This window comes from Patulibacter sp., from assembly GCF_030655195.1.
In the GTDB taxonomy this organism is placed as follows: domain Bacteria; phylum Actinomycetota; class Thermoleophilia; order Solirubrobacterales; family Solirubrobacteraceae; genus Patulibacter.
In genome coordinates this window covers 16,541-29,603 of record NZ_JAURWA010000123.1, presented here as the reverse complement: position 1 = coordinate 29,603, position 13,063 = coordinate 16,541, and the positions used below count along the sequence as shown (strand labels likewise).

At 75.7% G+C, this 13,063-nt stretch carries 10 protein-coding genes; 6 read left to right on the top strand and 4 right to left on the bottom strand.

Translation table 11 applies throughout. From position 1 onward, the window contains the following. Both purL and Q7T67_RS13645 read left to right on the top strand, forming a co-directional pair. Window positions 1-2,496, top strand: coding sequence for a phosphoribosylformylglycinamidine synthase subunit PurL (gene purL, locus Q7T67_RS13650; RefSeq protein WP_304790472.1), 2,496 nt, complete (start codon window positions 1-3; stop codon window positions 2,494-2,496). Between the two features lie 438 nt (window positions 2,497-2,934). Continuing rightward, window positions 2,935-3,399 (top strand): hypothetical protein, encoded by a 465-nt coding sequence (locus Q7T67_RS13645; RefSeq protein ID WP_304790469.1) that lies wholly within the window; start codon window positions 2,935-2,937, stop codon window positions 3,397-3,399. A gap of 9 nt (window positions 3,400-3,408) precedes the next feature. On the opposite strand, the gene Q7T67_RS13640 is transcribed toward Q7T67_RS13645, so the two are convergent. After that, window positions 3,409-4,131: an exonuclease domain-containing protein gene (locus Q7T67_RS13640; RefSeq protein WP_304790466.1), complete on the bottom strand. Its 723-nt coding sequence runs from the start codon at window positions 4,129-4,131 to the stop codon at window positions 3,409-3,411. A 137-nt stretch (window positions 4,132-4,268) separates the two neighbouring features. Here Q7T67_RS13640 and Q7T67_RS13635 point away from each other — a divergent pair, with 137 nt between their 5' ends. The 3 genes from Q7T67_RS13635 (at window position 4,269) to Q7T67_RS13625 (ending at window position 6,567) form a co-directional block, all read left to right on the top strand. Beyond that, window positions 4,269-4,844 (top strand): hypothetical protein, encoded by a 576-nt coding sequence (locus tag Q7T67_RS13635; RefSeq protein ID WP_304790463.1) that lies wholly within the window; start codon window positions 4,269-4,271, stop codon window positions 4,842-4,844. A gap of 135 nt (window positions 4,845-4,979) precedes the next feature. Beyond that, the gene (locus Q7T67_RS13630) at window positions 4,980-5,405 is read left to right on the top strand and encodes a CoA-binding protein (RefSeq protein ID WP_304790460.1); all 426 of its coding nucleotides are present in this window, start codon (window positions 4,980-4,982) and stop codon (window positions 5,403-5,405) included. Window positions 5,406-5,610: 205 nt separating this feature from the next. Continuing rightward, the gene (locus Q7T67_RS13625) at window positions 5,611-6,567 is read left to right on the top strand and encodes a lysyl oxidase family protein (RefSeq protein ID WP_304790457.1); all 957 of its coding nucleotides are present in this window, start codon (window positions 5,611-5,613) and stop codon (window positions 6,565-6,567) included. 82 nt (window positions 6,568-6,649) lie between these two features. On the opposite strand, the gene Q7T67_RS13620 is transcribed toward Q7T67_RS13625, so the two are convergent. Continuing rightward, window positions 6,650-7,885 carry a trypsin-like serine protease gene (locus Q7T67_RS13620; RefSeq protein ID WP_304790454.1) on the bottom strand — a complete coding sequence of 412 codons (1,236 nt, stop codon included), beginning with the start codon at window positions 7,883-7,885 and terminating at the stop codon, window positions 6,650-6,652. 94 nt (window positions 7,886-7,979) lie between these two features. Then, on the bottom strand, window positions 7,980-8,852 hold the full coding sequence (gene map / locus Q7T67_RS13615; RefSeq protein ID WP_304790451.1) for a type I methionyl aminopeptidase: 873 nt from the start codon (window positions 8,850-8,852) through the stop codon (window positions 7,980-7,982). 184 nt (window positions 8,853-9,036) lie between these two features. On the opposite strand from map, the gene purF reads away from it, so the two are divergent. After that, window positions 9,037-10,482, top strand: coding sequence for an amidophosphoribosyltransferase (gene purF / locus Q7T67_RS13610; protein ID WP_304790448.1), 1,446 nt, complete (start codon window positions 9,037-9,039; stop codon window positions 10,480-10,482). A 134-nt stretch (window positions 10,483-10,616) separates the two neighbouring features. Here the strand turns inward: purF and Q7T67_RS13605 are convergent, their stop codons facing one another. Then, window positions 10,617-13,004, bottom strand: coding sequence for a hypothetical protein (locus tag Q7T67_RS13605; protein WP_304790445.1), 2,388 nt, complete (start codon window positions 13,002-13,004; stop codon window positions 10,617-10,619). Between the last annotated feature and the right edge of the window lie 59 nt (window positions 13,005-13,063).

The following is a 13,063-nucleotide window of genomic DNA, read 5'->3' as shown; positions in this document are numbered from 1 at the left end:
ATGACGCACGCTCCCTCCGACGCCCTGCCCGCGCCCCGCGACCTCCCGGCCGGCGCGGTGCCCGAGGGCGACGCCCCGGGCCTCGAGAACGCCAAGGCGCTCGGCCTGACCGCCTCGGAGTACGACCTGGTCGTGCAGAAGCTCGGCCGCGAGCCCGTGCAGGTCGAGCTGGCGATGTTCTCGCTCATGTGGAGCGAGCACTGCTCGTACAAGCACTCCAAGAAGCTCCTCGGCACGCTGCCGACGGAAGGCCCGGCGATCGTCCTGGGCCCGGGCGAGAACGCCGGAGCGGTCGACGTCGGCGACGGCTGGACCGTGGCGTTCAAGGTCGAGTCGCACAACCACCCCTCCGCGGTCGAGCCCTTCCAGGGTGCGGCCACCGGCGTCGGCGGCATCCTGCGCGACATCTTCGCGCTCGGCGCCCGGCCGATCGCGGTCCTCGACGCGCTGCGCTTCGGCGAGGTCGACGGCGACGTGGCGCACCCGTCGCTCGCCCCCTCGGTCACCGAGCCGAGCTCCGGCGTCGGCGGCGCGGGGGACACGCAGGCGGTGCCGGCCCCGTCGATCGGCGACGACGACGGCGAGTCCGGCCGCCGGCGCTCCCGCTTCCTGCTCGACGGCGCGGTCCGCGGCATCGGCCACTACGGCAACTCGATCGGCGTGCCGAACATCGGCGGCGACGTCTACTTCGAGGGGCCGTACGAGACCAACTGCCTGGTCAACGCGATGGCGCTGGGCCTGGTCCGCGAGGAGCGGCTGATCCGCTCGGCCGCCACCGGCGTGGGCAACGTCGTCGTGCTGTTCGGCGCCGCGACCGGTGCCGACGGCATCGGCGGCGCGTCCGTCCTGGCCTCGGCCGAGCTCGGTGCGGACGACGCGGACAAGCGCCCGACGGTGCAGGTCGGCGACCCGTTCGAGGAGTCCAAGCTCGTCGAGTGCTCGCTCGAGCTGCTCGAGCTGGACCTGCTCGTCTCGCTGCAGGACCTCGGTGCCGCCGGCCTGACGTCGGCGGCGTCGGAGATGGCGAGCAAGGGCGAGGTCGGCCTGGACCTCGACGTCGCGCTCGTCCCGCGCCGGATGGAGGGGCTGCAGCCCTTCGAGGTCATGGTCTCCGAGTCGCAGGAGCGCATGCTCTGCGTGGTGACCCCGGACAAGGTCGACGAGGTCATCGCGGTGACCGACAAGTGGGACGTCCACGGCACCGCGATCGGCGTGGTCACCGACACCGGCGCGTTCCGCATCTTCGACGGCGACGCGTTCGTCGGCGACATGCCGATCCCCGCGCTCGTCGACGACTGCCCGCTCTACGACATCTTCCCCGAGAAGCCGACGGAGCCGATCTACCCGGCGCCGCCGCGGCGGATCGCCGACGGCCTGCCGGCCGGCGACGCGCTGCTGGCGCTGCTGGCGTCCTCGAACGTGGCCGACCGCCGGCCGCTCTTCGAGCAGTACGACTCGATCGTGCAGTCGCGCACGGTGCGTCGCCCCGGCCAGACGGACGCCGCGGTCCTGATGGTCCCGGGGCCCGCCTCCCGGTTCTCGGTCGGCGGCGGCGACGCGGTCGGCGCGGGACACCCGTCGCCGGCCCCCGAGGCCGGGTCGGACGCCCCGGCCGGCGGGGTGGGTGGGGGCGCGATCTCCGGCGTCGGCGTCGCGATCGACGGCTCCGGCCGCCGCGTCGCCGCCGACCCGTACGTCGGCACGGTCTGGAACGTCCTGGAGTGCGCCGCCAACCTGGCGTGCGTCGGCGCCGAGCCGCTCGGCCTGACGAACAACCTGAACTTCGGCAACCCCGAGAAGCCGCACATCGCCTGGCAGCTGACCGAGGCCGTGCGCGGCCTCGGCGACGCCTGCCGCGCGACCGGCGCCCCGGTCGTCGGTGGCAACGTCTCGCTCTACAACGAGGGCACGACCGGCCCGATCTACCCGACGCCCGTGGTGGGCATGGTCGGCAAGGTCCCGGACGTCTCGATCACGGCGCCGGTCGGCTTCGCGGCCGAGGGCGACCTCGTCGCGCTCGTCGGTGCGTTCTCGCCGCAGCTGGCGTTGTCGGAGATCGCCAAGCTCCAGGGCGGGGCGATCCCCGACGGCCTGCCCGCATGGGACCTCGAGCGGACCGCCGCCGCGATCGCCGCGGTCCGCGACACCGTCCGCGAGGGCGCGCTGTCGAGCTGCCACGACATCGCGGAGGGCGGCCTGGTCACGGCGCTCGCCGAGTCGGTCCTGGCCGGCGACCTGGGCGCGACGGTCGAGCTGTCGCCCTACGCGCAGGACGACGCCGACGGCCGCGCGTCGCTCTTCGGCGAGGCCCCGGGCGGCTTCGTCGTCTCGGGCACCGCCGAGGCGCTCGCGACCCTGGCCGAGCGCACCTCCGTCACCGTGATCGGCACCGTCGGCGGCGACGGCCTCTCGGTGCGCTGCGGCGAGCAGACCGCCGACGTCGCGCTGAGCGACCTGCGCGAGGCGCACGCCGCGCTCGGGCGGCTCTTCGCGTAGAGCGCCATTCCGGGGGTGGGGCGGGCGGGCTCGGAGCGTCCGCGGCGGGACCGCGGGAGGCGGGGTCTGCGTCACGGATCCCCGTCTCGACTGCCGGATGGCACCGAGACCGGGATCGGTGGTCCTGGGCGCCCCGGATCCCCGTCTCGACTGCCGGGTGGCACCGAGACCCGGATCGGTGGTCCTGGGTGCCCCGGATCCACGTCTCGGTCGCCGGGTGGCACCGAGGGCGGGATCGGTGGTCCTGGGCGCCCCGGATCCACGTCTCGGTCGCCGGGTGGCACCGAGACGTGGATTCGGAGCGGCCGCGACCGATCGCACCGCGGCGACGCTGCCGGCCGACGGGTCTCGTGAGAGGACGCTGAGAGGGCTCCCGCGACGGCCGCCCGGCACGTCATGGTGCAGGGACGCCCGTCCCCTACCCGGAGGACCGTCTCCATGTCCACGTTCCGCACCGTCCGTCGCGCCGCCGCGCTCTCCGCCGTCTCCGGCCTGCTCCTCTGCGGGTCCGCCGAGGCGGCCCGGACCGCGACCTTCGACCTGCAGACCGGGACGACGGTCACGTCCGGCCGCGCGCACGGCTACGGCCGCGTCACGTTCCCGACCCGGGAGACCGTCAAGATCCGCGCGAAGCTCGACGACCGCTGCTCGGCGTCGGGCAGGGGCGACGGCTACTCCGCGTACATGAAGGTGACGACGGAGAGCGGGGACATCAGCGTCCGGCGGCTTCCCGGGAAGGACGAGCGCGGGTGCACCGCGGCGCCCCGCACGGTGTTCTTCGACTTCGACTTCGGTCGCCCGATCGACCGACTGACGATCACGGTGTTCGAGAGCAGGCCCCGGGGAGGCATCTACGACACCTCGGACGTCCCGGAGGACGTCCGCAGGAGCTTCCGACCCTGATCGTCGCGGTCAGGCGACGGCGAGCGCCGCGACGAGCACGCAGGGCCACTGGCCCTCGACGCGCTCGGGACGGCCCTGCGCCGCGAAGTACTCCTCGAGCGACGCGGCCTGCTCGGCGGCCCACGTCACCTGCTGACGGTGCAGCTCGGTCAGCTCGGCGCCGCCGATGTCGATGAGCGTGGTCGCCATGCGCCACGCGACACGGGCGGCGGCCAGCGCGTCGGCGTTGGCGTCGTGCGCGTCGAGCAGCGGCACGCGGTGGTGCTCGCAGACCGCCGTCAGCGTGCGACGCCCTCGGCGGTAGCGGTCGACCTGCTTGTCGATGACGAACGGGTCGACCACGAGCAGGCGGTCGGGGCCCCCGATGCGGTCGATCAGGGGCACGACGCCGTGACGCCGGGCCTCGCGGTCGAGGATCGTCAGGTCGAAGCGGGCGTTGAAGGCGACGATCGGCACGCCGGCGAGCTGCTGCTCGGCCAGCGCGGCCGTGATCTGCTCGACCGCCTCGGCCGGGTCCTGGCCGTCCTGACGGGCCTGCTCCGTGCTGATGCCGTGGACGGCGCTCGCGCCGGCGGGGATCTCGACGCCGGGGTCGACGAGCCAGGCACGCGACGCCGTCGGCAGTCCGCCGCCGACGACGCTGACCGCGGCGGTGACCACGCGGTCCTGCTCGACGTCGATGCCCGTCGTCTCGAGGTCGAACGCCGCCAGGCGCCGGGTGTGCCAGCTCACCGATCGAAGGTAGCGCCGCCCCCGGACGGTCCCCGGGGTGTCCGGCCGGCCGATCCTCCCGGAGGACGGCACCCGCGCCCGGCGGCGGACGCGGGGCACCGGCGCCTCCCCGGCCGCCGCGCGGCTACCGTCCGTGCGTGCTCGTCCACGAGCTGTGGTCCCCGGGCCACCTCACCGTCCGGACGATCCGGGACCGCCGCCTGGGGCACGCCGTCGAGGTCCGCCGCGACGGCCGGCCGGTCGCCGAGGGCGACGCCGAGGGCCTGCTGCGGGCGACGACCGGCCTCGTGCTGGCCGAGGCGCCGTTCGTCGCCGACGCGGCGTCGGCACCCCCGGGGTTGCTCGTGGACGTCTTCGGCGTGCGACAGGGCGAGGTCCTCGTCCGCCGGGCCGTCGAGAGCCTGCGGCGCCGGACGCTGGAGGCGGACCTCGCCGTCGGGGGCGCCGTCGTGGCGCGGCTGCGGACGCTCGGGTCGCAGGCGGAGGACGCGGTGGTCGTCGCCGACGGGGTCGAGCTGGCGCGCCTGGCCCGCTTCGACCACCTGCGGGGCACGCGTTACGTCGTCTCGGGCTGGGACCTCTCGGTGGCGGAGATCGAGGACGAGCGGCTGCGCGCGGTGACGGTGACCGCGGCGCTGGGCCTTCCGCGGCTGCGCGCGGCGGTGGCGGCGCGTGAGCGCGCCGCGCGGCGCGCCCGTCGTCGTGGCCGGTGAGCGGCGGCCCGACCGTCCGGCCGCCCGACCGCTCGGCGACCTGACCGCCCGGCGACCTGACCGCCCGGCGGCCTGATCGCCCGGCGGCCCCGGCGGTCCGCCGGCCCCGCCGGCGCCGTCCCGTAGCCTCGGCCCATGAGCACGATCGACGGGGTCGACGACGGGACCGTGCGGGAGCTGCTGGCGACGCCGCGGGTGTGGGCCGTCGTCGGGTGCTCGCCGCGGCCGGACCGCGACAGCCACCGGATCGCCGCGCTCCTGCGCTCGCGCGGCAACACGATCGTGCCGATCCACCCGCAGGCCGAGGAGATCCTGGGCGAGCGGGCCTACCCGACGCTGGCGGCCGCCCGGGAGGACCACGCGATCGACGTCGTCGACGTCTTCCGCCGGTCCGAGGAGGCCGGGGTCCACGTCGACGAGGCCGCGCAGATCGGTGCGTCCGCCGCGTGGCTGCAGCTCGGCGTGATCGACGTCGCGGCCGCGGAGCGGGGGCGGGCCGCGGGGCTCACCGTCGTGATGAACCGCTGTCCGGCGATCGAGTACCCGCGACTGGCCCTCTGACCGGCCCCCGATCGCCGCGGACCTCGGAGGCCGACGAGCGGTCCGACCCGGACGCGGCCGGGGACGGGGGAGGACCGGCCCGTGCGCCCCCCTGTCCTCGCGCCGGCACCGGGACCACGCCCGCGGGGTGGTGCCCCGTCACCACCCGTCCAGACCCGGCCGCATCGCCCGTCGCCGGGCCGGACGGCGGGTAGGATCCCCCGCCGTGCGCCGCGCCAGGACCCTGTCGATCGCGGTCCTCGCGGCCGCCCTCGTCGCCACCGGTGCGGGCACCGTGTCCGCCGCGCTGGGGGACGGGGACGAGCGGCCGTCGGCCACCGCAACGACCCGTCAGTCGCCCGTCGACCCGAACAACCCGTGCACCGCCCCGGACGCCGGTGCGCTCCGCTGCCCGGACCTCATGATGCGCCGCCCGTTCGGGCTGCGGACGGACCGACCGGGCCGCGGACGCGTCCTGCTGCGCGCCGGCAACTCGATCGAGAACGTCGGGGCCGGGCCGGCGTCGTTGCGCGGCCGAAGGATCGTCGGCGGGTCGAAGTTCATGGAGGCCGACCAGCTCGTGCGCCGGGCGGACGGCGGGACGCGGCGGATCGACACCCCGGGCCGCCTGGAGTACAAGTACGGGCACCTGAACCGGCGCTACTGGAAGTTCCACGACGCGGCCCGGTTCGAGCTGTGGGCGCTCGACGCCGCGGGGACGAAGACCGCGGTGGTCCGGACCGGCCCGAAGGTGGCGTACTGCCTGCGCGACCTCGAACGCACCCGGCCCGGTCTGAGCGGGACGCCCCGCCGCGAGGTCTACCCCGCCTGCAGCACCGACCGGGACCGTCGCGCCGTCACGCTGGGCACCTCGGTCGGCTGGTCGGACACCTACCCGCCGGCCTACCCCGAGCAGTGGATCGACGTCACCGGGCTGCGGGGCTGCTTCGCCTACGTGCACACGGCCGATCCGGGGAACGCGCTCTGGGAGTCCGACGAGGGCAACAACGTCGCCCAGGTCGTGGTGCGCCTGCCGTTCCGCAGGACCACGCCACGTGGGACCTGCCCCGGCCGGGAGTTCGGGCAGCGCTACCGCAAGGCGGGCGTGGCGACCGGGGCGATCGACGAGGCCTGGTACGACAAGGCGTCGGCCGAGCTCGCCGCCGGTCGCGGGCAGCGGTAACCCGTCGCCACCACCACCGCCTCACGCGCCACCGCCACACGCGCGCGAGCGTCGCCCGGGGGCGGTCCCCGCCGGTCCCCGCTCAGCGGGTGCGGACCTTCGTGGCGAACGGCCAGAACGTCGCGCCGGTGCCGCCCGCATTGCGCGCCTGCACCGCACAGGAGACCGACCAGCCCCGGTCGCTGGAGCGCACCTTGTAGGTGCGCTTCGTGCTCAGGCCCCGGTTGCGCTCCTTCGTGCCCTTCACGAAGACGAACGCGTACCGGAAGCGCGAGCCGCTGCGCCACGAGCCGCGACGGCAGGTGACGGTCCGGCCGACGACCGCCCGGCCCGAGAGCTTGACGTTGCCCCCGCCGCGCGGCGAGAGCGGCGTGGCCTCGGCCGGCAGGTCCTGCTCGCGCAGCGCGGCGTCGATGAACGTGCGGATCTCGGGTGCGGCGACGTTGGCGTAGAGGTTGCGGCCCTCCTGGCAGTCGGCACCGGAGGTGTCGATGACGCCGGCCAGCACGCGCGCGCCGAGCGGACCGACGGCCGCGGTGCCGCCGCTGTCGCCCTGGCAGGCCCCGGCGCCCCGCCGGTCCGAGCAGAGCAGGATCGCCGGCGCGTCGGTGCCCGCGGCGTCCCGGGAGGAGCCCGTCCCGCAGAAGCCGATCGGGATCGCCCCGACCCCGACGGTGCGCAGCGTGCCGAAGTCGTCCGCGTTCGTCGCGGTGATGCCGAAGCCGGTCAGCTGGACCGCGCGGGAGGCGTAGGCGTACTTGTCGCGGGGCAGGATCGACGAGCCGACGGGGGGCAGCGGCAGCGCGGCGATCCGTCCCGTGCCCAGGTCCAGCGGCCGGGCGAGCGTCACGACGGCGACGTCGTCGTCGAACTCGGCCGGGACGTAGCGCGGGTGGGTCCGCACGGCGAGCGCTCCGACGGTCGTCGCACCCGGGTCCTTCGGCGCGCCGTAGTAGCTCGGCGTCCCGGCGACGACCGTGACCTGCGAGGGCGCGGCCTTCGTGCCGTCCGCCTCGATGAAGCAGTGCGCGGCGGTCACGACGTGCGTGGAGTCGACCACGGTGCCGCTGCAGCCCTCGCCGCTGGTCGCGCTGACCGAGGTGAAGATCGCGACGGTGTACGGCGCCTGGGTGGTGTCGGGCAGCACGGTGCCGCCGACGATGCGCGACGTCGCGGCGGGCGCGGGGGCGGCGGGTGGCGCGAGCCGGACGGTGTCGCCCGGGGCCGCGGCGGCACCGGCGCTGCCGACGAGCGACGCGGCCAGGACCGCGCAGGCGGTGAGCGACGTGCGGATGGTCGTGCGGGGTCGTGCGGTCATCGGGGGGCCTCCTGCCGCGCGCGACCGCGGGGTGCGGGTCGCGCGACCTGGGAACGGTAGACGGCGCGCACGTCGCGCCGTCGCACCGGACCTCCTACAGCGGGACGTGGGTCGTCAGGACCTCGGTGCCGGTCTCCGTCACGAGGATCGTGTGCTCCTCCTGGGCGCAGCGCGAGCCGTCGACCGTCACGGCCGTCCAGCCGTCGGCCTCCCAGACCCGCGCGTCGGGGCTGCCGAGCGTCAGCATCGGCTCGACCGTCAGGGTCATCCCGGGGAAGAACCGCTCGCCACCGCCGCGCCGGTCGTAGTTGTGCTGCACGTGCAGGCCGTCGTGGAAGTCCGGGCCGATGCCGTGGCCGCCGAACTGGTGGACGATGCCGTACCGCCCGCGGACGAACCGCTCGATCGCCTTGCCGATGTCGCGCACCTGGCCCCCCGGCTTCACCGCCGCGATGCCGGCGTCCAGGGCGCGACGCGTCGCCTCCATCAGGTCCTTGGAGTGCTGGTCGACCTCGCCGACGGCGAAGGTCTGGTTGAGGTCGCCGTGGACGCCGCCGTAGTAGGCGGTGACGTCGATCGTGACGATGTCGCCCGCCTCGACGGTCGTCTGCAGGTCGGGGATCCCGTGACAGATGACCTCGTTGATCGAGATGCAGGTCGACTTGGGGTAGCCCCGGTAGTTCAGCGTGGACGGGTAGGCCCCGCCGTCGATCATCACCTGGTGTGCGACTGCATCGAGCTCGTCGGTGGTCACGCCGGGGGCGATCGCGGCGGCGGCGGCGGCGAGGGCCGCGGAGGCGATGTCGGAGGCGGTCCGCATGTTGGCGAGCTCCTCCGGGGTGCGGGCCCGGGGCGGCTGCGTCGGGCCGGGCTCGCCGAGCAGCGCGTAGGAGGGGCGCGCGATCTCGCGCGGGACCTTGCGGCGGGGCGAGAGCGGGCCGGGGCGGAGGGGCGTACGCGTCGACATGCTCCACCCAGCCTACGGCGCGGTGGACCCGGGCCCGTCCCGCCCGCGGCGCGGGGACCCCCCGTCCGCTCCTCGTCCACTTCGGCGGTCGTCGGCCGGGTCCTCACAGTGCCGGGTGAACCGGCTGTTATCTTCGCAAGAGGTGTCGCGGTGAAATCCCGCTCCCTACTCCCGGCGCCGGCGCATGGTTTCCACCCAAGATCACCGTGAGGGCCCCCGCGACGAGTGCGGGGTCTTCGGCGTCTACGCCCCGGGGCACGACGTCTCGAAGCTCGCCTACTTCGGGCTGTACGCGCTACAGCACCGCGGCCAGGAGTCGGCCGGCATCGCCGCCGCCGACCTGGGCGGCTACATCATCACCCAGCGCGCGCTGGGGCTGGTGTCGCAGGTCTTCAACGAGCACGACCTGCGGGCGCTGACGGGCGACATCGCCGTCGGCCACACGCGCTACTCGACGACGGGCGGCAACGATTGGGAGAACTCCCAGCCCGTCCACCGCAACGACCTGCGCGAGCTCGCGCTCGCCCACAACGGCAACCTCGTCAACGCGGTCGACCTGCACACGGAGCTCGCGGCCCGCGGCGTCACGTTCCGCGCGACGACGGACTCCGAGATCATGGCCGCGCTGCTGGCCAACACGCAGGCGGACTCGCTGGCCGACGCCATCGTCGAGGTCATGCCGCGCCTGAAGGGCGCCTACTCGACGGTCGTGATGGACCGCGACCGCGTGCACGCGTTCCGCGACCCGCAGGGCATCCGGCCGCTCGTCCTGGGCCAGATCGACGACCACGCGTGGGTCGTGGCGTCCGAGACGTGCGCGCTGGACATCATCGGCGCCACGTACGTCCGCGACGTCGAGCCGGGCGAGCTCGTGATCCTCGACGAGCGCGGCGTCACGTCCGTGAAGGTCCAGCCGGGCCAGCGCGAGTCGTTCTGCCTGTTCGAGTACATCTACTTCGCCCGCCCGGATTCGCGGATGAAGGGCAACCTGCTGCAGAAGAGCCGCGGCCGGATGGGCGAGATCCTCGCCCGCGAGTCGCCGGTCCTCGGCGCCGACCTCGTCGTGCCGGTGCCCGACTCCGGCATCCCGGCCGCCCGCGGGTTCTCGCGCGCCACGGGCATCCCGATGGACGACGGCTTCGTGAAGAACCGCTACGTCCAGCGCACGTTCATCCAGCCCGGCAACGAGCTGCGCCAGCAGGGCCTGCGGCTGAAGTTCAACCCGCTGCCCGAGGTCGTGGGCGGCAAGAGCCTCGTCGTCGTCGACGACTCGATCGTCCGCGGCAACACCACCCGGCAGCTCGTGAAGATGCTCAAGGACGCCGGCGCCAAGGAGGTCCACTTCCGGATCACCGCGCCGCCGATCCGCAACCCCTGTCACTACGGGGTCGACATGTCCGCACGCGAGGAGATGGTCGCCCACGAGCGCACCGTCGAGGAGATCCGCGAGCACATCGGCTGCGACTCCCTGGCGTACCTCTCGCTCGACGGCGTCTACGAGGCGGTCCGCGGCAACCGCTCCGGGCACTGCGACGCGTGCTTCACCGGCGAGTACCCCCTCGAGGGCACCGAGGGTCACCTCGGCAAGTTCGCGCTCGAGAACCAGCTGCCGATGGTCACCACGCGCTGAGGGGCCGGGGCGGGGCGCTCGGCCTGCGCCCCGGGAACGGCCCGGGTCCCCCGGCGGGCGTCGGGGGGACCCGCTCGGACCCCGCGCCCGACGCGGAGGTCCCGACCGCCCGGGGCCCGTCGAGCCCCGGACGCCTAGCGCAGGCGGTTCTTCCGCGGCACAGCGACGCGGACCGTCGACCGACGCACGGCGGTCCGGCCGTCCGCGGCCACGAACCGCACCGTCAGGCGCAGCGCGACGCGGGCGGACCGGAACCGCGCGGCGTTCCCGGCCGCCGTCCGGCGCAGCCGCACGCGCACCGTGGTCGACGTCGAGGTCGTCCGCACCGCGGCGGAGCGGGCGTGGACGTAGCGGCCGGGTCCGGGGCGGAGGCTGCTCGACGCGCGCGGGGCCGCGCGACTCCCGGGACGGTCGTGGGTGGCGACGCCGGACAGGACGCCCGCGCCGGACACCCGCAGGGTGAGGTCGACGGCCCCGCCGCCGGCGGAGGCCCGCGTGCGCGTCAGCCGCAGGCTCGGCCGCGGCGCGGACGGCTTCGACGGCGTGGCCGGTGCCGGCGGCGCGGCGGGCGTCGACGGGAGGAGCGGCGTGGGCAGGAGCCCGGAGGACGGGCCGGGGACCGGGACCGGGGTCACGGGGACGGGTGCCGGGCCCACCGGGGCCGCCGGGGTCGTGAAGGTGATCGCGTCCCCCGTGACCGCGAGCGTGCCGGTGGCGCCCGTCACGGCGAAGTCGGCGGGCGTGAAGCCGGTGATGCCGCCGGTCGCGCGCAGCAGCACGACCGTCGTGGCCGGTGCGATGCCGGTGGCGTCGAGCGCGAAGGTCCGCGTCCCCGCCCCGGTCTTCGTCAGCGGTCCGGCCACCACGACGCCGCCCGTCGCGGGGAGGCCGGCGAGCCGCTCGCCGACGACGCCGCCCGGCTGCCAGTCGAGGGACCCGAGCGTCAGGTCGTCGGCCGGGGTCGGCGCGATCGTGCCGCCCGACGCCAGGACGGTCCGGTCGGCGCTCCCCTCGCCGGCGAGTGTGGCGCCGTCGCCGACGGTCAGGAGCCCGTCGCCCGTCGCCGAGCCCGTGCCGTTGCCGAGCTCGAGGACGCCGGCGCGCAGCGCGGTCGGGCCGGTGTACGTGTTGGCCGCGGTCAGGCGCAGGGTGCCGGTGCCGGTCTTCGCGATGCCCGCGTCCCCGGCGTCGCCGCCGATCGTGCCGTCGAGCTCGAGGTCGGAGGGGCCGTCGACGGCCGCGGCGCCGCCCGCCATGAGGTGGAGGTCCTGTCCGGAGGCCGTCGCCGCGGCGCCCGCACCGGTGCCGGCCGTGACGGTACTGCCGCTCACGGTGCCGCCGCGGAGGGCCACCGTGGACCCCGTGCGGACGAAGATCGCCCCGCCGAGGCCGTCGCCGGCACCACCGTCGGCCCGGTAGGCACCGCCGTTCCCGGCGCCGTATCCGCCTGCTCCCGCGGGCACCGGGACGCGGCCGCCGAATGTGCTGCCACCCCCGCCACCTCCGAAGCCCCCGGCCCCCGCAGCGGTCGCGCCGTCGGACCCGCTGCCGACGCCCCCACCGCCGCCGAAGTCGCCGCCGGCCCCGCCGGGGCCGCCCGCCGACGGGTTCTGGAGGCCGTTGGTCCCACCGCCCCCGCCACCCCCGCCGATGCCCCCGGCGCCGCCCGCACCACCGTCGCTCCCCTGGCTCGGCAGCTGCCCGGAGCCGCCGTCGGTACCGGCGCTCCGCTCGGAACCGCCACCGCCGCCACCCCCCGAGCCGCCGATCATGAAGACGTTGTTGATCCTCTCGGTGGTGATGGCGCCGCCGGGCGCGCCACCGATCACACCGCCGGCGCCCCCCGAGGCCGCCGCGTTGCCGCCCGCTCCTGGCTCGCCGCCGCCACCGCCACCACCGTTGTTCGCGGCGCCTCCGGTCCCCAGGAGCCCGCCTCCGCCCCCGCCGCCGTTCGATCCGGACCCGCCGGCCCCGAGGAACCCACCGCCTCCGCCTGCGCCGTTGAGCCCCGAGCCGCCGGCACCGCCGAGACCCCCTCCGCCGCCCCCGGCGTTGCGCGCGATGGCACCTCCTCCGGGACCGCCCGCGGCGGCAGCGTTCTCGAGGGCGACGGCAGAGAGGGTCGCAGCACCGCTGTTGAGGAAGATCGCGCCGCCCGCCCCGAGGCCGCCGCCGCCACCACCGGAGCCGTCCCCGCCGGCCCCGCCGACGGCGCGCCCGCCGCGGAGCGCGACGTCGTCGAGCGCGACCGTCCGGCCCGCGCCCGGGTCGAGGAAGAACACGCGGGCGAGGCGCTGCGCGTCGACGGCGAACCCGTGGCCGTCGATCGTCGCCGCGTAGGAGACGATCGGCAGCGGCGCGGTCAGGGCGACGTCCGCGCGGAGGTCGATCGTCGGGTCCTTCGCGGTCAGCGCGGCGCGGAGCTGCGCCTCCGTCGTCACGTCGGCGGCCAGGGCCGGGGACGCCGCACCCAGACCCAGGGCGAAGGTTCCGACGACAACGGCCGGCACGCGGAGGCTCATGGTGTTCACCCTAATGGTGAGGGCCCCGACGACGGTCCGGGTCGGACGTCCCGGCGGCA